At 73.1% G+C, this 22,305-nt stretch carries 18 protein-coding genes and 1 pseudogene; 14 read left to right on the top strand and 5 right to left on the bottom strand.

What is annotated here, in order from left to right:
• Positions 1-1,820 precede the first annotated feature (1,820 nt).
• The 4 genes from E0L36_RS11895 (at position 1,821) to E0L36_RS11880 (ending at position 6,801) form a co-directional block, all read left to right on the top strand.
• Positions 1,821-2,729 carry a hypothetical protein gene (locus E0L36_RS11895; protein ID WP_308416735.1) on the top strand — a complete coding sequence of 303 codons (909 nt, stop codon included), beginning with the start codon at positions 1,821-1,823 and terminating at the stop codon, positions 2,727-2,729.
• On the top strand, positions 2,726-3,838 hold the full coding sequence (locus E0L36_RS11890; protein WP_180928990.1) for an FAD-binding oxidoreductase: 1,113 nt from the start codon (positions 2,726-2,728) through the stop codon (positions 3,836-3,838). Before E0L36_RS11895 ends, E0L36_RS11890 begins: the two co-directional genes overlap by 4 nt.
• A gap of 543 nt (positions 3,839-4,381) precedes the next feature.
• The gene (locus tag E0L36_RS11885; RefSeq protein ID WP_180928989.1) at positions 4,382-5,440 is read left to right on the top strand and encodes an AMP-binding protein; all 1,059 of its coding nucleotides are present in this window, start codon (positions 4,382-4,384) and stop codon (positions 5,438-5,440) included.
• Positions 5,440-6,801: an aldehyde dehydrogenase family protein gene (locus tag E0L36_RS11880; protein ID WP_180928988.1), complete on the top strand. Its 1,362-nt coding sequence runs from the start codon at positions 5,440-5,442 to the stop codon at positions 6,799-6,801. The genes E0L36_RS11885 and E0L36_RS11880 overlap by 1 nt, the downstream gene beginning before the upstream one ends.
• Positions 6,802-6,855: 54 nt before the next feature.
• Here the strand turns inward: E0L36_RS11880 and E0L36_RS11875 are convergent.
• Both E0L36_RS11875 and E0L36_RS11870 read right to left on the bottom strand, forming a co-directional pair.
• A pseudogene (locus tag E0L36_RS11875) lies at positions 6,856-7,476 on the bottom strand (histidine phosphatase family protein); the annotation flags it as partial.
• 137 nt (positions 7,477-7,613) lie between these two features.
• Positions 7,614-8,498 carry an LLM class F420-dependent oxidoreductase gene (locus E0L36_RS11870; protein WP_180928986.1) on the bottom strand — a complete coding sequence of 295 codons (885 nt, stop codon included), beginning with the start codon at positions 8,496-8,498 and terminating at the stop codon, positions 7,614-7,616.
• A gap of 1,036 nt (positions 8,499-9,534) precedes the next feature.
• Here E0L36_RS11870 and E0L36_RS27625 point away from each other — a divergent pair.
• The 4 genes from E0L36_RS27625 to E0L36_RS11860 all read left to right on the top strand — a co-directional run bounded on the left by E0L36_RS27625 (position 9,535) and on the right by E0L36_RS11860 (position 12,124).
• Positions 9,535-9,666, top strand: a complete 132-nt coding sequence (locus E0L36_RS27625) for a hypothetical protein (RefSeq protein WP_258016147.1) — start codon at positions 9,535-9,537, stop codon at positions 9,664-9,666.
• Positions 9,667-9,763: 97 nt separating this feature from the next.
• A complete protein-coding gene (locus tag E0L36_RS28505; RefSeq protein WP_374705527.1) occupies positions 9,764-9,949 on the top strand; it encodes a LuxR C-terminal-related transcriptional regulator in 186 nt (61 codons plus the stop codon).
• On the top strand, positions 9,946-10,089 hold the full coding sequence (locus tag E0L36_RS27620; protein ID WP_258016146.1) for a hypothetical protein: 144 nt from the start codon (positions 9,946-9,948) through the stop codon (positions 10,087-10,089). Before E0L36_RS28505 ends, E0L36_RS27620 begins: the two co-directional genes overlap by 4 nt.
• A 238-nt stretch (positions 10,090-10,327) precedes the next feature.
• On the top strand, positions 10,328-12,124 hold the full coding sequence (locus tag E0L36_RS11860) for a sugar-binding protein (protein WP_180928985.1): 1,797 nt from the start codon (positions 10,328-10,330) through the stop codon (positions 12,122-12,124).
• Positions 12,125-12,239: 115 nt separating this feature from the next.
• On the opposite strand, the gene E0L36_RS11855 is transcribed toward E0L36_RS11860, so the two are convergent.
• Positions 12,240-13,334 carry an N-acetylmuramoyl-L-alanine amidase gene (locus tag E0L36_RS11855; RefSeq protein ID WP_180928984.1) on the bottom strand — a complete coding sequence of 365 codons (1,095 nt, stop codon included), beginning with the start codon at positions 13,332-13,334 and terminating at the stop codon, positions 12,240-12,242.
• 103 nt (positions 13,335-13,437) lie between these two features.
• A complete protein-coding gene (locus E0L36_RS11850; protein ID WP_180928983.1) occupies positions 13,438-13,980 on the bottom strand; it encodes a M23 family metallopeptidase in 543 nt (180 codons plus the stop codon).
• A gap of 429 nt (positions 13,981-14,409) precedes the next feature.
• Between E0L36_RS11850 and E0L36_RS11845 the strand changes: the two genes are divergently transcribed.
• From E0L36_RS11845 to E0L36_RS11830, 4 genes are all read left to right on the top strand, one after another.
• On the top strand, positions 14,410-15,366 hold the full coding sequence (locus E0L36_RS11845) for a diiron oxygenase (RefSeq protein ID WP_180928982.1): 957 nt from the start codon (positions 14,410-14,412) through the stop codon (positions 15,364-15,366).
• 277 nt (positions 15,367-15,643) lie between these two features.
• Positions 15,644-16,426, top strand: a complete 783-nt coding sequence (locus tag E0L36_RS11840) for a TetR/AcrR family transcriptional regulator (RefSeq protein WP_180928981.1) — start codon at positions 15,644-15,646, stop codon at positions 16,424-16,426.
• A gap of 146 nt (positions 16,427-16,572) precedes the next feature.
• A complete protein-coding gene (gene soxR, locus E0L36_RS11835) occupies positions 16,573-17,049 on the top strand; it encodes a redox-sensitive transcriptional activator SoxR (RefSeq protein WP_180928980.1) in 477 nt (158 codons plus the stop codon).
• Positions 17,050-17,053: 4 nt separating this feature from the next.
• A complete protein-coding gene (locus E0L36_RS11830) occupies positions 17,054-17,335 on the top strand; it encodes a hypothetical protein (RefSeq protein WP_180928979.1) in 282 nt (93 codons plus the stop codon).
• Here E0L36_RS11830 and E0L36_RS11825 read toward each other — a convergent pair.
• Positions 17,289-18,017 (bottom strand): 2'-5' RNA ligase family protein, encoded by a 729-nt coding sequence (locus E0L36_RS11825; RefSeq protein ID WP_180928978.1) that lies wholly within the window; start codon positions 18,015-18,017, stop codon positions 17,289-17,291. The genes E0L36_RS11830 and E0L36_RS11825 overlap by 47 nt on opposite strands.
• Before the next feature lie 867 nt (positions 18,018-18,884).
• Here E0L36_RS11825 and E0L36_RS11820 point away from each other — a divergent pair.
• Both E0L36_RS11820 and E0L36_RS11815 read left to right on the top strand, forming a co-directional pair.
• Positions 18,885-20,351 (top strand): hypothetical protein, encoded by a 1,467-nt coding sequence (locus E0L36_RS11820; protein ID WP_180928977.1) that lies wholly within the window; start codon positions 18,885-18,887, stop codon positions 20,349-20,351.
• A 421-nt stretch (positions 20,352-20,772) separates the two neighbouring features.
• A complete protein-coding gene (locus E0L36_RS11815; RefSeq protein ID WP_180928976.1) occupies positions 20,773-22,212 on the top strand; it encodes a hypothetical protein in 1,440 nt (479 codons plus the stop codon).
• The last annotated feature ends 93 nt before the right edge of the window (positions 22,213-22,305 follow it).

The raw sequence follows: 22,305 nt of genomic DNA, 5'->3' as shown, positions 1-22,305 counted from the left end.
TCTCCGGCATCGGCCCACCGGGCGGCTTCCGGGCGTCCACACGGCACCGCCTGGGTAGATCGATCAGATCCGATGCGAAGGGTTGACCACTTAGTCCTGGCATGATTGTCTAATTGAGACACGGCAGCGTTTAGGAAGACCTCGGTAGACCCCGGAGGAATCCTTGTTAGACCGGTTCGTTTGGCAGCTTCACATGAGCGATCCAGTTTCTGTCAGTGGACATATCTATAACGAGGTCGACCTTTACGAAGCACACGGTTTCACCGGGAATTTCACCCACGGCCGTGTCGCTGTTGATTTTCCTTCTCCCCCCTCTGCCCACCGGAGGGGGTATCGCGCGGAGACATTCCAAGGAAATCCGGAGTACGGGTATGTCGACGTGGCGCGTGAATCCGGCGCAGGTGACGCTGCTCCCGGGAACCCCGCCAGGAAGCACGCGGGTCGTCGCCCACGCGTGATCAGAGACCTGCACGCCCCTTCCCGAGCGGCGTAAATGACTGATGAGGCGTGTCGAAGACAGCCGCTGTCCCTCCGGGTGCCCGAGCGCGTCTCGCCGTTCCTGGTCCGGATGAGAGCGGGACCCCTCACACTCCGAAGCCCCTCGACGTCCCGTGGACCGTCAATCACCGTGCGTCCCAGGGAGCTTCGGCGGTCGCCCACCGCGCCACACCCCCCACCCACCACCCCGGTGCCCTGACGAGAGAACCTGACCGCCCGAAGGACTGACGCGGGCGGCGTCTGCCGAGCCCTGGCTCCGTCGGCCGGGCGCTCGCGCCGCCGGTTCTCCTCGCCCGGGGCACCACCGTGAACCGCTCGGACGCCGCCTTCGGACCGTGTCGAGCGCCCCCACCCTCACCCCCACCGTCACCTCCCCGAGGGCCGCGCCACCCTCCCCCCTGCTGACCCCGGTCCGGCCGACGCCCCGGCCGCCCCGGGAGGAGCGGCACCACCGCTGGACGGCGCCCCGATGTCCGTCCGGCGCGGCGCCAGCCTGGCCACCGCGGCCACCCCCGACCCGTCCCACCAGGCCCTTCGTCCCGAACACGCCATGTACGCACGGGCGTTGACCCCCGCCTGGGAGGAGCCGCTCCTCCCTGTCGAGGCCCGACGCGCCCCCGTACGCCCAAGCGCCTCCCGCGCCGGGTGGCGTCACCGAGTCCACCACCGTCAGGACGCCGTGACCACCACGGGGTCCGGCTCCTCCCGTGCCAGCGGCACCCGTCCACCCCCGATCCCCCAGCGCCCGAGGGCGACACCCGCCGGCCACGTGCGGGCCAGTGCCGTCCTCGGCACGTCCGCGAGCCCTCGCGGAACGGCCGTTCACGCGGTCCAGCCCGGGCGCGCGCCCCTGTGGTCCGGCTCAGCCCGCCGGTTCACCGCCCTGCCGCGCGCGCTCCTCACCGTCAACCAGCACCAGTGCTCCCTCGCGAGGACGTAGATGAGATCTGCCCACTGACCCCCGGGTTATCCGAACCCCTGTCATCGCTGGCGGCCCGTGACGCGGCGCTCTCGCGGCCGTGTGGCGCGGCGGGCGAGGCCGTGCGCGGCGGCGAGCGAACTCCCCGTGCCCGGCCGCGTGTTCGTGACGCGTGTTCGTGTGTCGTGCCCCCGCGCGCCGGACAACCGGGGAACCGCGCGGAACACCGTGGGTGTGCCGAGGTCAGCGCCGGCCGTCACCACGACGACGGGGAATCCGACTTCTTCCGTGACTCCTTCGCCGAGAACAGCCGCGGCGATATCTCCGAACGAAAGGGAAAGCCTTGACTGACACGTCTTCCGGTCGGCGTCTCGAAATTTCCTGGCCCGACCTGGGAATCACCGTGACCGCGGAGCTCGACGGCCGCAACTCCGAACTCGCCGACGCCCTGTGGGAGTCGCTTCCCTACCGGAGTCTCCAGGGTCACGCACTGGTGGCGGGGGAGCACCTGTACCACGCGGCGCCGATTCCGTCGCTGCTGCACCTGCCCGCCTCGGAGCGGATTCCGGATCGACGCGACGCGCCCAACGGCACGATATTCTGCTCCGCCCTCCAGCATCTGGGCATCAAGTACGGCACGTTGACGGAGCCGATGCCGGCGACCCCGATCGGCCAGATCGTGGAGGAGGACATGCCCGGACTGCTGGAGGCCGGGCGGGCGATCTGGGATTCGGTCTACTCGACGAAGAAGCCGATTCTCGCGGAGGTGCGCCGGGCGGGCTCCGAGGGCGGTCACCGTATTCCGCTGCTGGCCGCCACGGACCCCGAGGCACGGCGGCTCATCCACGACGTGCACAGCGCGACCGAACGGGACTGGCTGTCCGGACCGCAGGAACTCGCTGATCTCCACGCGGGGGTGATCCCCTCCGGGGCGGGGAGCTTCGACACGGTCCTGCCCACGCTCCTGTTCGTCAACGGTGAGACCCGCCCGCTGGGGTACGCCACCTACGGCGGGCTGGTCCGGGCGACGGTCCAGGGCATGCCGCTGGAGTCGCTGCGGCACATGGCGCGGCTGATGGTCGGTCTTCCGGCGGAGTTCCTGGGCTACTGCGGCCTGGAGCGGCTCTGGGAGTTCACCCAGCGCTTCCTGGGCTGCCTCGACCAGCTCGACCGCGAGGACTTCCTGAGCGTGGTGAGCCAACTCGCCCTCTACGTCAACTGCCTGGGCGGCTGGAACTTGCATCTGTATCCGTGGGACTCCGGGGACCACCTGCGGCAGCTGCGCCCCGACGAGGCGGTCAGCCAGCCGTGAGTCGGCTCCCGGAACGCGCGGACGCCGTCGTCATCGGCGGGGGCGTCATCGGTACCTCGATCGCGTGTCAGCTCGCCGAGGCGGGTGTCGGTACCGTCCTGCTGGAGCGCGGGGCGCTCGGCTCGGGGTCCTCCGGGACGACCGCGGGCGTGGTGCGTACCTACTTTCCCGGCAACGCGCTGATCAGCGGTCTGGCCGTCCGGAGCCTGGCGGCGTACCAGGCGTTCACCGAACGGACCGGAATCGACCTCGGGTTGCGGCGGATCGGTCTCCTCGTGCTGTTCACCGACGAGGAGCAGGTGCGGGAGTTCCGGCGGACCGAGGCCGCTCAGCGGGCGGCGGGGGTGGACGTGGAACTCGTCGGCCCCGCGGAGGCGGCGCGGCTCAACCCGCTGGTCGACGAGAGCGCCGTTCTGGGGGCGGCCTGGGCCCCCGAGACCTACACCTGCGATCCGGCGGGGATCGTGCGGGGCTACGCCGCGGCCGCCCGGCGGGCGGGCGCCGTGCTGCGCACGGAGACCCCCGTCACCGGCATCGGTCCGGAGGGGCGGGTCGACACCCCGGCGGGCGGTGTCCACGCCGGGACCGTCGTCTGCGCGGCGGGGCCCTGGGCGGAGGCGGTCGCCGCCCTGGCCGACGTGCGGGTCCCCGTGACGCCCCATCCGGTCGACATGCTGCTGGCCGACGCCCCGGGCGGCGCCCCGCGCGACGCGCTGCCGATGACCATGCACCCGTCCAGTCTGCGCATCCGCAGCTGGGGAGACCGCGTCCTGGTCGGGATGGGCCGCCCCGCTCCGGGTGAGACGCGGCAGGACTGGCGGAAACGGGTCTCCCACCACCTCGGTACGACGTTCCCGGCGCTCGCCGGGAGCACCCTCGACCACGGGTGGAGCGGGAACCTGGACGTCACTCCGGACGGGATGGCGTTCATCGGCCACGATCGCTCCCGCCGGTTCCTCTACGCGGCGGGGTTCTCCGGTCAGGGGCTGTGCCAGGCACCGGCCGCCGGGGAGATCATCCGGAACCTCGTGCTCGGCGAGGAGTCCTGGACCGACACGACGGCGCTCTCCACAGCCCGACATCTCGGTGACCCGGCCGGGACCGGATAGCGGGAAGCGGCGGCGAGGACGGCGGAGCGACACCGGAGAGCAGCGTGGAGGGGGGTTCACCATGGCCGTGGCGCGTGCGCGGTGTCCGCCACACCGTCGAACGGGCGTGACCGCTCAGCGAGTCGCGGACGCGTGAGCGGTGGATGACCGGGGGCTTCCGGTGCGGGGGCCGCCGTGCGCCTCGTGGTGGCGGAAGGGCTCCACGAGGCCGTGGACGAAGCACGGAGCGTCGCGCCGCCGGGTGGCCGGGTCCACCCGGCGGCGGACGTGCCGGAACCCGGCGCCGCCACGACGGGCGGTGGAAACGGCGGGCCTCCGGGACCCGTTCGGCGCGGCTGGAGACCGCCCGCCCGTGGTGCCCCGTGAGGGCGGCGAACCGGGAGGTACGCGGAGACCGGGAAGAACGCGAGCGGGGAGGTACGCGGAGGGCGGGGAGATTCGACGGGGGCGGGGAGAGCGGGAGGTGCGCCTCCGGGGTGCCGTTCGCCGCGTCAACACAGCAGTCACCAGGCGTGAGTTCAGTTCTGTCGAGAGGGAGATTCCATGGTCGAGCACGCTGACGGGGAGTTCGTACGGGAGATGATGCGCTGGCACTTCAGCCCGGAGACCGGGTCGTCGTTCTGGCTGAAACGGGCCGAGAGTCTCGACTTCGACCCGCTGACCGATGTCCGTGGCTTCGACGACCTCGGCCTCTTTCCCAACGTGGTGGACGAGCTGCGCGATGTCGGCGTCCGTGAGCTGATCCCCCGGGGTTTCGGGGACGAGCACGGGGCGACCGTCTACGAGAGCGGCGGGACCACGGGGCAGCCCAAGCGCGTGATGTACACCACGGAGTGGCACCGGCACAGCGTCGAGTGGTTCAGCGAGCGGCTGGACGCGCACGGCGTACCGCGCGACGTGGACTGGCTCAGCGCGGTTCCCAGCGGGCCGCACAACGTGGGCGCCATGGCGGTGGACACCGCGATGCTGCGGGGTGGGCTGAACTTCAGCATCGACCTGGATCCGCGGTGGGTGAAGAAGCTGATCGCGCGCGGCCAGATGGACGTGGTCGGGGCCTACACCGAGCACCTCGTCGAACAGGTCGGTCACATCCTGGCCAGTCAGGACGTGGGCGTCCTCTTCGCCACCCCGCCGATGCTGGAACGCCTCGCGCAGGACGACGAGTTGGTCGAGCTGGTGAACCGGAAGGTCCGCGCGATCATCTGGGGCGGTACCAGTCTGGACGCGGACACCCGGGACCTGCTGCGGGACGAGGTGTTCGGCAGCGCCACCATGGTCGGCGGCTACGGCGGCACGATGATGCTGGGGACCTCGGTGGAGCGCCCCGGTCTCGGTGACGACGAGCCGTGCGTGTTCGACTCGTTCGCCCCGTACACCACCTTCCGGGTGGTCGACCCGGAGACCGGTCAGGTCGTGCCGTACGGCGAGCGCGGGCAGATCGTGCTGCACCACATGAGCCGGAGCGCCCTGCTGGTCAACAACGTCGAGCGGGACCACGCGACCCGGATCGCGCCGGTGGACGGCGGGTTCGGTGACGCGGTCGCGGACGTGACGCCCGTGGCGTCCTTCAGCGACACCCCCGTGGTGGAGGGTGTGTACTGATGGTGCCGCTGGACGTGCTCGGCCCCGGCGGCCCCTACCGGTCCCGGCGCCGGGAGACCATCGAGGACCTCGCCGGAAACCCGGTCGCGTCGCTGAGTCTCGCGCCCTCGCTCTACGTCACCCGCGCGATGAGGGGCCTGCGCCGGGCGCCGACGCTGCCCGTCGACGCGCGGATCGCGGCGTTCGCGCGGGCGGCCAGGGCCTTCGCCACCGAGCCGGTCGCGGGTATGACGCCGGAGGAGTACCAGCGCACCGTCACCGAGGTGACCGGGATACCCATCACGGTGGTGCGCGAGGCCACCGGGGACCTCGCGCGGGCCGCCGAGCGGATCCACCAGAGCGTGGAGAACGCGCGGCCGGAGGGCGCGGTCACCTCGTGGCGCGATCCACGGGTCCGGGATGGTGCGGCGGTGTGGACCCGACGGGGTTCGGTGTTCGCCGTCCAGGCGGCCGGGAACCATCCGGCGGTGCACCAGGGGTGGTTCGACGCCCTCGCGCTCGGCTACCGGGTCGCGGTGCGTCCGTCCCGCCGGGAGCCGTTCACCCCGCATCGGCTGGTCACCGCCCTGCGCGAGGCCGGTTTCGGGAATGAGGGCGTCGCCCTGCTGCCCACCGACCACGACGTGGCCGACGACGTCCTCCGCCACGCCGACCTGGGCATGGTGTACGGCGGCGCGGACGTCGTGGCCAAGTACGCGGACGACGCGCGGGTGCTGCCGCAGGGGCCCGGCCGATCCAAGATCCTCATCACCGCGGAGACCGACTGGGAGCCGCTCGTCGACACCCTCGTGGAGTCGATCAGCGGTGGTGGGGGCGCCGGTTGCGTCAACGCCACCGCCGTCCTGGTCGAGGGCGACCCCGCCCCGGTGGCCGCGGCCATCACCGAGCGCCTCGCCGCGCTGCCGAGCCTGCCCGCGACGGACGACCGCGCGGTGCTGCCGGTGCAGCCCCTCGAACTCGCCCGGTGGTGGGACGGGTATCTGCGGCAGCGGGCGGCGGGCACCAAGGCGTGGCTCGGCGGCGACGGCGTCGTCGACGATCTCGGGGACGGTTCCGCGGTGCTCCGGCCCGCGGTGCACCAGCTCGACAGCCCCTTCGCCGAACAGCTCGGAATGGAGATGCGGTTCCCCTGCGCGTGGGTCGCGCCGTGGGACCGCGAGGCCGGACTGCGCCCGCTGCGCGACACCCTCGTCCTGACGGCCGTCACCACCGACGCGGACCTGATCGACACGCTGGTGGCCGAGCCGAGCATCTCCAACGTCTACGTCGGGAACCACCCGACGCCGTGGATGGACTACGGGCTGCCGCACGACGGCTACCTCGCGGAGTTCCTCATGCGCACCAAGACGGTTCGCCACTGAGGGACCCGTGGAGGCGCGAACGTCGCGCCGGCCACCGCCCCCGGTCCGCCGGGGTCAGCGGTGGCCGGCCAGGTGCGCCACGTCGTTGAGCGAGCGCAGCGACGCGTTGCCGTCCGCGTAGTAGTCGACGGTCGACAGCGAGGCCGCGGCCAGCTCCATCCGGAACAGCGAGGCGGGCGGCGCGCCCAGCGCCAGCCGCACCAGCGTCCGCAGCACCCCGACATGGGAGACGACCAGCACCGTCCGCCCCCGGTACCGGGTGAGGAGCCGGTCCCGGGCGTGCCTGGTCCGGCGCGCGACCGCGGTGAACGTCTCCCCCGTCCGGCCCGGCGCGGCCGCCGGGGAGGCGCGCCACGCGGCGAGTTCGTCCGGGTAGCGCTCGCGGACCTCGGCGAAGGTCAGTCCCTCCCAGGCCCCGAAGTCCGCCTCGGTGAGCCCCTCGTCGACGTCGACGTCCAGGCCCAGTCCCCGGGCCGCCGCCTCGGCCGTCTGCCGGGCCCGGCACAGCGGTGAGGAGACGACGGCGTGTATCCCGCCGCGCTCCGCGAGCGCCCGCCCGGCGGCCTCGGCCTGGTGCCGTCCGGTCTCCGACAGGACCGGATCGTCGCCGCCGCTGCCGGACAGCCGCTTCTGCGGAGTCAGCGCCGTCTCGCCGTGGCGCAGCAGCAACAGGGTGGTGGGGCTTGACTGGCTGGCGGACGTGGGGGGCACGCTGGCCGTACCACCGCCGGAGTCGGAGCCGTTGCGCATCGGAGAGCACCCCTCCCGGTCACGGCCGCCGTGGTCGGCGGCGGCGTGGCGACGTGTGTGGTTCAGCGAAGCGCGGCGATGACCGGCGCGAAGTTCTCCATGTTGTACTCCATCACCGTGAAGTAGGTGAAGCCGTAGCGCTCGCGGCGTTCTTCGAGTTGGCGGGCCATCTCGGTGGGGGTTCCGACCAGCACGCTGGGCAGGTCCTCGGGGGCGTCCGCGGCGTCGTCCGGCATGTGCGGATCGAACCTGTCGGGCATCGTGGCGCGTTCGGCGGGTGGAATCACCTGCTGCACCATGATGTTCAGCTCGACGGCGTCGGCCCGGTCGCCGAGGAGGCCGCGCACGTAGGAGATCCGCTCTTCCATCCGCGCGACTCCGGCGACGTGGATCTCCTCACCGGTGGCGCTGGCCCAGCCGCCGGGGAAGGCGATGATGTCGGCGTGCGCGGCGGCCAGGCGCATGAGCCGGTCGCCCCAGCCCGCGATCAGCAGGGGCGGTCCGGAGGGCTGTGCCGGGCGTGGCTGGTAGTCGGGATCGTCGAAGTAGCCGCGCAGTGCGGTGACGGTCCGCTCCAGCTGTTCGACCCGCTGCCCACCGCTGGGGAACGGTATCCCCGCGGTGTCGTACTCGGCTTTCACGTACCCCGCGCCGAGCCCGAGTTCCATACGTCCGTCGACGAACTGGTCGGTGCTCGCCACATCCCGTGCGAGAAGGGCCGGATTGTAGAACGGTGTATTCAACACGAAGGTTGTCAGCCGCACACGTTCGGTCTTTTCGGCCGCGAGTACCATCGCGGGAAACGGTGCGGAGAACTCCAGGTGGTCGGCTACTCCGACAACGTCGAAACCGAGTTCCTCGGCTCTCCGGCATTTCGCGCTCCACTCACGTCGCGAACCGGGGACGAACATGTTGACACCGAAACGGAAGGGGCGCTGCGAAGGCATTCTGAATGTATACCAGACGCCGTCTCCCGCGTCATCCCGTGGGGAGGGACGACTTCCTCTCCGGCGGTAATCCACACGGACTTCTGACGGGTCTTCTCGGTGCGTTGTCCGGGGACTTGACGGAGGCTTGACGGGGGGGCGCTCGGGGTTTGGCGGTGGGTTGCCCGCGGCCCGGGCGGCGGTTGCCGGGCGGCCGGGTGGCGGATTCGCGCGGCCCCTGAGCGTGGGCTCCCGGTGGCTTCTCGCGGCGGGTTCGCGACGTACCGGCATCGCCCCAACTCGCCTGAGGCGGCGGCCTCGTGGGGCCGCCCCTCCACCGCCGCCCGCACGGGGCGCCACCGGGTCCCGGGTCACCGCGCGGGACGGGGGGCCGCCTCCACCACCCGGCACGGACGGCCCTGGTGACGTTCCCAACAGCCCCCGTTTCTCCGGGCGTTCTGGCGGCCCCGGATACCCAGGGGCCACCCCGACGGGCCCAACCGGCTCTGCTCGTGGGGGTGTTCGCGCGTACCGGTACCGGTTCGCGCACCCCGGCCGAGTCGCCCGGGACAGCCGAACTCCCCTCACCACAGGGGAGATTCGACGCTCCGGTCCGCCGGTGAGCGGGGGCGGACCGCCGAGCTGGGCGTGGTGGGAACGGCTTGGTGGTCCGGCTGTTCCGGCGGAGCGCGGGGGCGCCGGTCGCCCCGGACTTGGCCGGCGTCCCGGCCAACTCGCCTCCTGTGGCCGGATCTTGGGCGTGCGGCCAGCCACGCCCCGGAGCGCCGGGAGACGCGCGGCCGTGGACGGGTCCGACCGTCGCGGTGGGGTGGGGCGTCCGCCCACCGGGGGGAGACACGTCCGCCGGCGGACGAGCCCGGACGCGTTCGGGGCGGAGGGGCGCGGGAGGCGCCGCCCCGCGGTGGGGGAAGCCCGAATTCCCCGGCGGAGAATGCGGCGTGACCAGGGTCGGTGTAATGCGCGGCGACCTTATGGGCCTAGCGACCTATGGTTGTCCGGCTCCCACGCCAGCAGAATTGTCCACGTCGCCGAAGTCGTGGGTATAGCCCACTGGCATACCTGGCCGATCTCGTTCCTTGACGAAAGGAGGTGCGTGGACATGGCGATCGAGATTCGCGAGACCCGCTACGAGGACGAACTGCCGCCGCTGCCCGCGGTGGCCCAGTAATCGCTCTCGGTTCAGAAATCCGGTAACCGCCGCGCGCGTCACCGGATTCCGGCGGGACGTCCCCGACGCTTTCGCCGCGTGGCCGGGGCGGCGGCGCGTGCCGCCCCGGCCCGGGGCCCGGCCCGGAACGCGGTGCGAGGAGGCCGCGCTCGCCGAGTACGGGGATCTCACGCCCCGGGAGGCCGTGGTGCTGCGGCTCGTCGCGGAGGGTCTGACCAATCGCGGGGTGTCCCGGCGACTCGGCATCTCGGAGAAGAACTCGACATCTCGGAGAAGACCGTGAAGAACCATCCGCGGGCCATCTACGGGAAGATCGGGGTGACCGACCGCACCCAGGCGGCGCTCTACGCCTGGCGGAACCAGCGGTGGGCCGATGCGGGCCGGTGCCCCGGGGCGAGCGGCGACGAGGCCCCCGGACGGTGAGCGGCGGGAGTCAACTCCCCGACGAGGGACGGATGTTGGAGCGGGCGGCGGACGGGCGGCGCGGGTGCGGACACCGGAGCCGAAGACGGCACCGGCGGCCGTGGGGCGGATGACGGGTGAGAACCGGGCGCCGGATGGGGAGGGATGACATCCGGCCGAGGAGGCGCGCCGGGCGGCCGTCCCGCCCCACGCCCCGCCGAGCCAGCCCACGACCCCGGCAGACGGAGGAGAACCGCGGATGGCCTCAGTGACAGCGATCCGGAGAGCGGCCACGGTCGGTCTGACGGCCGTGGCCCTCGCGGCGGGGGCGCTGCTGCCCGCGCACCCGGCCACCGCCCGGGAGAGACCCAATCCGGCCCACAACGACGTGCTGTTCGTCGGGGCGCATCCGGACGACGAGTCCGGTGCACTGTCCACCCTCGGCCAGTGGGGGGAGAGTTCGGGCCGCAGCGCCGGTGTCGTCACCATCACCCGGGGCGAGGGCGGCGGCAACGCGGCGGGCACCGAGGAGGGCGCCCCGCTGGGCCTGATCCGGGAGCGCGAGGAGCGGGCGGCGGTCGGGATCGCCGGTGTCCGGAACGTCTTCGCGCTGGACAAGGCGGACTTCTGGTACACGCTCTCGGCCCCGCTGACCGCCGGGGTCTGGGACGACGCCGACTCCACCGACACCCTGGAGCGGCTGGTCCGCCTCATCCGCGCGACCACCCCGGACACGGTGGTCACCATGGACCCCCGCCCCTTCGACCAGCACGGCGGGCACCAGCTGTCCGCGCGGCTGACGGCGGAGGCGTTCCAACTGGCGGGCGATCCCTCGGCGTTCCCGGGCCAGCTGTCCGAGGAGGGGTACGAGGCCTGGCGGCCGGACACGCTGCTCGCGCAGAACTGGGGCTTCGACGGCCCGGCCGGGCGAGAGTGCGCCCGGGAGAAGGCCACCGACCCGGCCACCGGGCTGCCGGTGCGCGGGTACTGGGAGGGCACCTGGTCGAAGCGGCACGGCAGCACCTGGGCACAGGCCGAACGGGACGCCCAACGCAAGTACGTCACGCAGGGTTTCGACGCCCAGCCGGAGAAAATCACCACGCCGCGCGAGAAGTTGGGCTGTGACTGGTTCACGGTGCTGGCCGAGGACGGTGAGCCCGTACCCTCCGAGGCGCGGAGCCAGTCCGGACTGCGCCCGGTCTACGCGGAGTTCCGGGACTGGGCCCACCGGGTGGAGATGCCGTGGCTGGCCAACGAGGCCCAGCCGGACTACCCGGAGCCGCCCTCCACCACGGTGCCGGAGGTCAACACCGCGCCCACCGTGGACGGTTCGGGGTCGGCGGACGAGTACCCGGGCGAGGAGCTGGAGTTGGGGCACTGGCAGGGCGAGTCCTGCGAGTCGTCCGCGGACTGCTCGGCGAGCGCGAAGCTCGCCCGGCACGGGCACGACCTCTACGCGCTGGTCCGGGTGGAGGACGAACAGCGGGGCGCCGCCCTGGACTCGGGGGACTGCAAACGCCACTGGCGCACCGACGCGGTGGAGTTGGCCCTCGATCCGAGGGGCGACGCCGACTCCACGGCGCCCACGTACAAGATCGGCGTCCTGCCCCTCACGTCGGACGGGGACGGCGGCCCCTGCGTGACCCGCGACGCGGACAACCACCAGGGCCCGGCGCCCGGGGTGGAGGTGGCCTCCCAGAGCGAGGACCCGTACTCCGGCTACACCGTCGAGGTGCGCGTCCCGCTGACGGAACTGCCCGCCGCCGCCGACCCGGAGCGGCTGAGCGCGAACGTCATGGTGTACGACTCGGACACCGGTGACCGGACCGGTCAGTCCCGGCTGGCCTGGTCGTCCTTCGGCAGCGCGCAGGCTGATCCGTACACCTGGGGGACGGCTCGGCTCAGCGGCTACCGTCCGCCGGAGGGGCAGCCGACGACGCCACGGGAGCCGGAGATTCCACGGGAGGCGGCCCGGAGCCGCGACTCGCTGCCGTCGATCCTCCAGAGCCTGCGCACCGGGGTTCCACTGGCCGGCGGCCCCCGGCTCCCCCGCTGAGCCGTCCGGCTCCGGCAGCGTGAGGGGGCGCACCCCGGCACCCGGGGTGCGCCCCCTCACCCGTCATCGCCCGGGACCGGCCAGGACGCGCGGCGGCCGGTCCCGGGGCGCGGCGTCAGGCCAGCAGCCGCTTCCAGTCACGCTCGGTCAGGTCACCCGCGGAGGTGGCGCGGGTGCCGCCCGCCTGGCGCAGGGTGCTGACCGCCTTGGCGACCTCGCTGTTCTCGCCCGGCTGGACGCGCGGGGCGATCAGCGGCCAGATGTCCGAGCCCAGGTAGCCGGTCTCGTCGGCCTTCTTGTGGTGCATCGCCGAGCAGGAGTGCTGCTCGATGCGGTGGTCGGCGGCGAGCGCGGCCACCGCCTCCTTGGTCGCCCCGCCGAACCGCCCGTCGGCGCGCAGCGAGGTGAAGCCCTTCGCCCGCAGCAGGTGCTGCGCGGCGCGGACCCGCGGCCCGGAGGCGCCGGGGCGCAGCAGCGGCCACGGCGTCGGCGCCTTGGACTTCGGGACGCCCATGGCTCCGGCGACGGCGTCGCGCAGCTCCTGGAGACGGCCGTACAGGACCTCTCCGGGGCACTCGGTGGAGTTGAAGTCGCGGTGCCCCATGATGTTCTCGACCGGCCGGTCGTACTGGGTGGCGATCCACGCGACGAGGTCGACCAGCGAGTCCCAGAGGTCCTGGGGAACGTCCACCTCGGTGTAGAGGCCCTCGTTCTCGATGCCGATGACCTCGCTGTTGTGCCCGCCGACGTTGGCGCCCTGCACGTGCTGGGTGCCACCGCGCACCACGTCGAGGCTCTGGTGGCGGCCTTCCAGGATGAAGCCGCCGCGGCTGTTGGTGAACTGCTGTCCGGTGTCACCCCAGCCCTGGCCGTCCATGTGGTAGTTCTGGATGTCCCGGCAGATCTGCATCGCGTGTTCGAGCGAGTAGTCCTCGCTGTTGCCGGGGTCCGCCGTGTGGTGGACCACGATGAAGGTCGGTACGTGGTCCAGCACGACGATCTCCCCGTCGGGCTGTCGCGCCTCCCATTCGGCGGTGGTGTAGATGCGCGGCTCCTCGGCCGCCGCGCGCCCGCCCCGGCTACCGGACGAGCCGGGGGACGCGATGGCCTGGGTGGCACTGAGTGTGCCGAGGCCCAGGGCTCCGACGGCGGTGGCGGAGAGTCCGCCCCGCAGCAGGGAGCGGCGGCCGAAACCTGGCTTCGCTGCCATGTCGATCTCCTAGTGGTGGGGGGTCAGGTTCTGGTGGAGCTGTCGCTCGTCGACCTGCGTGGAGTCGTGATCCCGGCACCCGCCGGGGTCGTTCCCCGGTGGGTCAGGGGACGCAGGGCAGGGAGACGCCCCGCTCGGACATGTAGGCGAGCGGGTCGTCCCCGAAGCCGTAACCGCCGTCCAGGTGCACCTCGAAGTGCAGGTGCGGCCCGGTCGACTGGCCCTCGTTGCCCATGGAGGCGATGTGCTGGCCGCCTTCCACTGTGTCCCCGACGGCCACGAACCGCTCGTACATGTGCCCGTATTCAGTGACGGAACCGTCAGGGTGGCGGATGCGCACCCACTGTCCGTAACCGTTGGCGGGGCCGGACTCGGTCACCTCTCCGGGGCCCGCGGCGTAGATCGGGGTACCCAGTTCGTTGGCGAGGTCGACGCCGTCGTGGCCCGAGTGGTAGCCCTGGCTGATCCGCGCGTCGGTCGGGCAGGACGCGGTGTACGCCGCGTCCTGCCCGGGAGCGGACTCCGCGGCGGTGGCCGGGAGCGCTCCCGCGGCGATGAGGCAGCCGCCGGAGAGCGCGAGGGTCAACGCGCGTAGGGGCCCGCGACGCCTCCCCGGAACACGGGACGACGCTGTGCTGTCGGGCATCGGTCCTCCTTCCGTGAGGTGCTGAGGACACGTCACGTCGGTTGACCGCGACGCGTCATGTACCGGTCAGTAAAAGGGCCACACATGTACGCGACAACCCCATCGCCGGAGCGGGACGGGGTTTCCGGTGGACTGAAGGAAAACGGGGGCCGCGAATCCCCCATAAGCCCGCGAAGGGGAACCCCGCTCCGCTGGTCCCACCAGTGAAGAAAACCCGCACGGAACGCCCACCGGCCCTCCGCCCCCGGACCCCGGCCCGGGCGCCCGCCGCCCCACCCACCCACGGCGAAACGGCCAGCGGCGTGGGGACGGCGGGAGCGAGGGATGGCCCCAACAAGCGGCGCCCAGGGGATTGACGGGCTTGCTGACACGCAGTCTCATAAGACCGACAGGGATTGTGACCGCCGGTAACCCACAAAGAGGTAGCCCATGACGACCGCGACAGCAGCCTCCGACACGGCCACGGCGGAGCACGAGATACTCCGTGACGCCCTCGGACTGCTCAAGGACCGGGAGAAGGTGGCCGAACGACTCCTGGAGTCCTCCAGGAAGCACTCCTTCGACCCGGACGCCGAACTCGACTGGGACCAGCCGTTCGACGACGCCAAGTGGTTCTGGCCCCCGGAGCTGGTCTCGCTCTACGACACCCCGCTGTGGAAGCGGATGCCCGAGGAGCAGCGCCACGAACTCGCCCGCCACGAGGCCGCGTCACTGGCCTCGCTCGGCATCTGGTTCGAGGTCATCCTGATGCAGCTGCTGGTGCGGCACATCTACGACAAGTCGCTGACCAGCAACCACGTCCGCTACGCCCTCACCGAGATCGAGGACGAGTGCCGGCACTCCAAGATGTTCGCGCGCATGATCACTACCGGCGGCGCGCCCTTCTACCCGGTCTCCCGGGTACACCACAACCTGGCGCGGCTACTCAAGACCGTGTCCACCACGCCCGGTTCGTTCACCGCGACGCTGCTCGGCGAGGAGATCCTGGACTGGATGCAGCGGCTGACCTTCCCCGACGAGCGGGTGCAGGACCTGGTGCGCGGCGTCACCCGGATCCACGTGATCGAGGAGGCGCGTCATGTCCGGTACGCGCGCGAGGAGTTGCGCCGCCAGATGGTCAGCTGCCCGCGCTGGGAGGCCGAGTTCACCCGGCTCAGCGCCGGTGAGGCGGCGCGCGTCTTCTCCGTCGCCTTCATCAACCCCGAGGTGTACACCAACGTCGGGCTGGACAAGCGGGAGGCCATGGCGCAGGTCCGGGAGAGCGGTCACCGCCGCGAGGTGATGCAGAGCGGCGCGCGGCGGCTCACCGACTTCCTGGACGAGATCGGCGTGCTGCGCGGCCTCGGCCGCAGGATGTGGGTCAGCTCCGGCCTGCTCGCCAAGTGACCGGCGCCTGAGGGGTGCTGGGTGCCACGCACGGGACGGGACCGGCTCGCGGGAGCGCCCGGTCCCGTTCCGCGGGCTCACGAACACCCCCGTGCGGGGCGGCCGGAGGACAGTCCGGGTGCCGCGTGACCGGGGTGAGCGTCGGGAGGGGGCCGGGGTGACCGGAACGGAGAACGGTGGCGGAGGCGAACCGGGAACGGTGGCACCGCGGGCCGCCGCTCCCCCGCCCGCCGGGGGCGGCGTCACCGCCCGGGGCGGCCCGGCTACGCTGCCTGCCATGGCCACCAGCGGAACCGCCCCCGCGTACCGCAGACTCAGCGTCGACCAGCGGCGCTCCCAACTCATCGACGTGGCGCTGGAACTGTTCGCCGGGCACCCTCCGGAGGAGGTGTCCCTGGACGGCGTGGCACTGGCGGCGGGCGTCTCACGGCCGCTGGTCTACCGCTACTTCCCCGGCGGCAAGCAGCAGTTGTACGAGGCCGCGCTGCGCTCGGCCGCCGACGAACTGGAGCGGTGCTTCACCGAGCCGGAGAACGGGCCCCTGGTCGAACGGCTCTCGCGGGTGCTCGACCGGTACCTCCTCTTCGTCTCGGAGCACGCCGCCGGGTTCACCGCCCTGCTCCAGGGCGGCAGCATGGTGGAGACCTCCCGCACCAGCGCGATCGTGGACGAGGTGCGGCGGCACGCCGCCCGGGAGGTCTTCCGCCACCTGGGGCTGGACGCCCCCGGGCCGAGGCTGCGGATGGCGGTGCGCACCTGGATCGCGGCCGTCGAGGCCGCCTCGCTGATCTGGCTGGACGAGGAACGCGAGCCGCCAGCCGGGGAGTTGCGGCGCTGGATGGTGCACCACTTCGTGGCGCTGCTCACCAGCACCGCCGCCTACGACGCGGAGTCGGCCGAGGTGCTGCGCCGGGCGCTGGCGCTGGAGCGCGCCGAGGGGCCCGTCGGTGAACTGGCCCGCCGCGTCCTGCCGTTGCTGGCCGACGGCGGCCACCTGCTGCTGGACCCGGAGGAGATCTCCCCGGTCGCCGAACCCCCGCGTCCGCACCCCGCCTCGTAGCCCGACCGGCCCCGGTCGCCCGGGAGTTGACGCGCGGCGCGAGGGGACGGGAGGCCTGGCCCGGGGTGGTCGGCGACCCGGAGAGCGGAACTGACCACGGGGACACAGACCTAAACTTCGCTTCAAGGGCGCGTTAGGCTGCGTCCATGTCCTCCAACCTGTCCTGGCAAGCCAAGGAAGCCACCGTCGGCGAACTCGCGGCGCGCGCCGGCGTGGCCCCCTCCGCGCTGCGGTTCTACGAGCGCGAGGGGCTGATCAGCAGCCGCCGCACCTCCGGCAACCAGCGCCGGTACAGCCGCGACACCCTCCGCCGGGTCTCGTTCATCCGGGCCTCCCAGCGGCTCGGGATCCCGCTCGCCGCCATCCGCGAGGCGCTGGCGCTGCTGCCCAACGGCCGCACCCCCACCCCGGAGGACTGGGCCCGCGTCTCCGAGCGCTGGCGCGACGACCTGAACCAGCGCATCGAGCTGATGCAGCAACTGCGGGACCACCTGACCGACTGCATCGGCTGCGGCTGCCTCTCCTTCTCCCAGTGCGCACTGGTCAACCCGTGCGACGCGCTCGGCGACGACGGGCCCGGCGCGCGGAACCTCTCGCAGCCCTGCTACCCCGTGGGGGACTGAACCGGTGCGAAGTGAGGAGACCGCCTTCGTCGGCGGACCGCTGGACGGCCGGGTGCTCCCGGTACTGCTCGGCCCGACCGGACGGCCCCCGAAGCACTACACGGTGCCGGTCCCGGGCGACGGGGAACCCGAGACGGTCCACGTCTACCGGCTGGAGCCCGCCCGGCTCAGCCCCCGGCTCGGGCTGCCGCGCGGCTGGAAGTACGTCTACGAGCCGGAGGGGCGCCAGCGCACCGGTCTCAAGTGGCCCTGGAGCCGCCCCGATCGGCCAGCCGGGGAGCGCTGACCCGCGCGTCCCTCCCCCGCTCCGGGTGCTCCGCCCATTCCGGGTGTTCCACGCCGCGGGGTCGCCTGGGCGCGGTCCCCGCGCGGGCGGCCGCGCGCGGGACCGGCGCGGCCGCGTCCCCGGGTTCCGGGGGCGCGCCGCCGAGCGGGAAGGTGAGCCACTCCCGCCACCGTTCGCCGTCGTGGACGGCGAGACTCAGCCCGGTGACCGGTGCGGTGATCGGCAGCCGGGGCGAGAGGTCGGCCTCAATCGCGGCGCGCACGGCGGCGCCACCGCTGTTCGCCACGGTGAGGTGCGGATCGAGCCCGTCCCCGAACAGCCCGCCGTAGGGCGGGTATTCGGGCCATTCCTCGGTGACGGTCTTCGTGAGGGCGCGCAGTGGATAGTCGGGAACGGGCTCCAGATACAGCACTCCGGGAAAGCGGGCGAAGGAGGGGAATTCCAGCACGAAGGGCGGGTGTTCGGCGCAGAGGCGCCGCAGCCTCCGTTGCTCGGCGGCACCGAATCGCGCCGCCGGAACGAACGGGAAAAGCACCGTGACATGAGCCGTGCCGCCGCCCTGGGCGGCGGTGTCGTACTGCCCACGCCAGCCGCGGACCACCGCGTCGACCTCGGGAACCGGCACGCTCAGCGCCGTACTGCCGGGCTCGACGGGCCATCCGGGGGTGTCCGCAGCGCTCATCGGTGGTGACCAGCCCTTCACACAGACGGACGGCCACCCTAACCGGCGAGCCTCCCCCCACCGTCGACGGGGCGGCGCCTCACCCCTCGCCCACACCACGCCCACGGCTCCCCGGAACCGGACGGGCCTGCCACCTGTCCCCCCGGGCAACCCGACTGGACTCCGGCCCGCGCCCCGACCGGCACCCGGCCTCCCGCGCCCGGCCCGGGAACATCCCCGCCGCGAGCGGGCCACCACCGGCCACCGCCGACAACCACCCCACCGTCGGCGCCCCGGGCGGCGCGGCGGCCGAGGCCGCGAGGACGACGGGGACGGACGACAGGGACGGCAGGGACGGCACCAGGGCACGGGGCGCACGACACGAGACGGTGCGACACGGCGCCGGACGGCACCGGGCGGACATCACGGAAGGCGCGGACGTCACGGGCGGGGCGGACGTCACGGACGGGGTGGCAACTCGCCCGCCACACCGGGGGATTGATCCGGCGACGGACCGGGAAGAAACCGTCCCAACACGCGCCCGCGGGACTGCGGTGACCAACTACCCCCATTCCGTTGGCACATGAAATTATCCCCGGTGCAACTCCACTGAACTACGGAACATCCAGAGCGGGTTGAAATTCCGGGACCCGAGAGGGAATGATCCTGGCCCGGCGGAGAAAACGCGGCACCCCACGGGTGAGTCCGCGCTCCCCCGGCCGTCACAGGCCCCCCGTCCATCCCGCGTCGAAGCGGTGGTGCGCGCTGTGCGGTCCGGTTCTCCGCCGCACGCGAGAGGTCCGGGTCAGCCGGCTCGTACGGCACGGCGCGGCGCACCACGCGGAGTCCGCGGCGGGCCCCTGACCGACACACCCCCAGGAGATCCCTATGTCACAACCACCCCCGCCCTCCTCGCCGCCGGGCGGTCCGGGAGCCGGACCCACCCCCTATCCGGACGGCGGCACGGGGATGCCCCCCGGCCCGCCCGCTCCCCCGAGCCCCGGTGGCTCGGGGTCGAAGACCGGCGTCATCATCGGGGTCGTCCTCGCCGTCGCGCTCGTGATCGGCGGTGGCGTCTGGTTCCTCGCCGGTGGTGACGGGGGTGACGACGGCGGGGAGACGGCGGCGTCCGAGGGGAAGATGCTGCACTCCGTCGCGATGCCGAAGGTCAACGACGAGATCGACGCGATGGGCATGTGGACGACGAGGAAGAACTTCGTCAAGACCGGCGACAAGGAGATCGTCGGATATCCGCTGAAGGGCGGGAAGCCCAGCTGGAAGATTCCGTTCAAGGGCGATATCTGCTGGACCTCGCCGCAGGTCACCAAGGCGGGCCTGGCCGCCGTCCTGTTCAAGAACGGCACCAGCGGCGACGCGGAGTGCACCCAGGTCGGCCTGGTCGACTTCGACAGCGGCAAGCTGCGCTGGCAGAAGCGGGTCGCCGACGAGTGGGGCGACGCGATGGACTTCTACGAGGTGACCATCGCCGGGAACACCGTCGCGGCCGGTGGCGTCAGCGGGGGCGCCGCGTGGTCGGTCGAGGGCAGGCAGCTGTGGAAGCCCACCGGTGACGAGAAGTGCGAGGACCGCGGGTACGCGGGCGACGAGAAGACCCTCATCGCGGTGCAGCGCTGCGGGGACGGCGACCCGCCCGTCCACCGGGTGCAGACGCTGGACCCGTCGAACCGGCAGGTGAAGTCGAGCTTCATCGCCCCCAGGGGGACCGAGTACGTGCACGTCGCCTCCGTCTCCCCGCTGCTCATCGCGGTGGACTCCGGGGACGCCGAGGCCGGCTCCGGGGTGACCGACTTCCTCTCCATCGACGACAGCGGACCGCGCGGCAAGGTCCAGGGCAGGGTCGACGTGCTGGAGAAGGGCTACGAGACCGACTGCCCCTCGACCAACGTGGACGGCTGCACCCAGTTCGCGTACGGGAAGAAGAGCCAGACGCTCTACCTCAGCACCGACAAGACCGCCGAGGGCCAGACCAACATCGGCAGCCGGGTCGTCGCCATCGACATGAGGACCGGCAAGAAGAAGGGCCAGACCGAACTCGTCGAGGGCATCGCGCTGATTCCGTTCGGGGTGGACGAGAAGGAGAACCCGCTCGCCTACCAGCAGCCGACCTACGAGGAACCGGGATCGCTCTGGCAGGTCGACGCGGGGTCGTTCAAGAAGAAGAAGCTGCTCCAGAACCCGGCATCCAGCCACCAGGCGGAGTACTCCATGGATGGCGACCGCCGGATCAACTACACCGGTAAGCGCCTCTACCTGGGCGACGACAAGGTGCGCCGGGTCTCCTCGGAGAGCGGCGGCACGGCACGCCCGCTCGCGATGGTCTTCGGCGAGGGCTGAGGCCACACCCCCGGCCGCGCCCCGTCGCGAGACCGGCGCACCGGGACTGATCGCGCCCCGGCGGCCCCCGCCGCCGGGGCGGCCAAGCCGCGCCGCCCGTGTTGGGGAGCACGGGCGGCGCGCCAGACGCCGGGCGGCCCCGCCACGGGGGAGCGGAGCCGCCCGGCCATCGTCCCTCCGGCCCCACGTCCGGCCCATCGCCCGACGTGGGGCCGACCCACCCCCGCACCGCCCGCCGCCGCCCCTGCCCGTCCCGTTGCCGGACCCACCCATGACGGCCGGTCGGCGCGGCGCGGGCCAATGCCCGTTCGGGTGGCCCGGTGACGGCGTTCGCACCGCTCCGGCGCGCGGCCCCGGAGCACCCCGTGCCACGCTCGCCACAGCCGCCCGATCCGGCGGCGGCCGAAAGCGAGGTGGCCAGGTGACGCCGTCCGAGCCCCGATCCCCGACCCCCAGCCGCCCCTACCCCGGCCCCCACGGCGACCGGTCCGAGAGCCCAACCGGGCCCGCCCGCCGGGGTGTTCCCGGCCTGCGTCTCGGCGCTCTCGCCGCGCTGACGGCGCTCGCGCTCACCGCGCAGCCCGCGGCGGCCGACCCCCCGGAGCCACCGCCGCCCGGCCCGCCCGCCTCCGGCGCGGCGGACCCCGCCGAGCCCCGGGTCAGCGAGTTGCTGAACGAGCTGCGCGGGCTGTACGCGCGGGCGCGGCGGGCGGCGGCGGACCACCGCGGCACCGCCGCCCGGCTCACCCGCCAGCGCGCCCGGGCCGCCCGCGCGGACGCCGCGCTGCACCGGGCCCGCTCGGCCCTCGGCACCGGTCGTGACACCGCCGGACGGCTGGCCCGCGCGCAGTACCGGAGCGGCGGCAGCGTCCTGCCGCCCTCCCTGGAGCTGCTGTTCGCGGAGGACCCGCGGCAGGCGCTGGATCGGCGGCACGTGCTGGAACTGGTCGCCAGGGGCCAGGCGGTGGCGGTACGGCGCCTGCGTGACGCGGAACAGCGCACCCGGGTGCTCAACGCCGTCGTGCACACCGAACTGGCCCGCGAGCGGCGGCTGGCGAAGCGCAAGCGCACCCAGCGGACGGTCGCGCGCCGGAACCTGGGCCGGGTGGAGGCGCGGCTGGCCGGGCTCGGCGACGGTCAGCTGACCGCGCTGCGGGCGCTGGAGACGGCGCGCGCCAGGCAGGGGCGCTCCGAGCCGCTCACCACGGCGCTGCTGAACGCCACCCGGCCGCCCTCCGCGCCGCCCCCGTCACCCTCGCTCACCGACTCCCCGCCCGGAGCCACCGCCCCCTGTCCCCCGAACCTCCGGGGAACTCCGGCCACTCCGCCCTTCCCGCACGACCGCGCGGCGTACGCCGGGGAGGGCGCGCGCGCCGGATACGGATGGTGGTGGCCGGTCCCCGGCCGCTGGACGGCCGGAGGACCGTGGCCACCGTCCGGATGGCCGAGCCCACCCGGGGCGCCGGCCTCGCGGGAGTCGCCAAGCCCGTCGGGAGCGCCGAGTCGGTCGGGAGCGCGGGGCCCGGTGGGGGGCGCCCATCTCGCCCTTCCGCCCCCCGTGTTGGTGGCGTGGGTCCCGTGGGCGCCCCGGGTCACGCCGCCGCCGGACGCCCGGGGCCCGGGCGGCCCGCGCGCGACCCCTGGGAACGCGGTGGCCGAATCCCCCGGACGGGCGGAGGCCGGGAACGCGTCGGGGGCGTCGCCGGGGCCGGGTGCCCCTCCGTCGGCCGGTACGCGGTGCGCGGCCGGTACCGGGGCGGCGCCGCGCGCCTCCGGGCGCCCCTCCCCGGGCCCCACACCACCCGGCGCGAGCCAGCGCGCGGCCCCGGCCCCTCCCGGGACGGGGACCCCGGCGGAGTGAGGCGCGCGGCGCGGAACCCGCGCCCCGTACGCCTTGCCGCTCCCTGACGCGCCGCGCGGTCCGGTGACCACCCGTCAGCCACGGGTGGGACGG

Source organism: Streptomyces sp. AJS327 (assembly GCF_013450295.1).
GTDB lineage: Bacteria > Actinomycetota > Actinomycetes > Streptomycetales > Streptomycetaceae > Streptomyces.
Note: the sequence above shows the minus strand (reverse complement) of the source record. Positions and strands in the feature narration are given on the sequence as shown.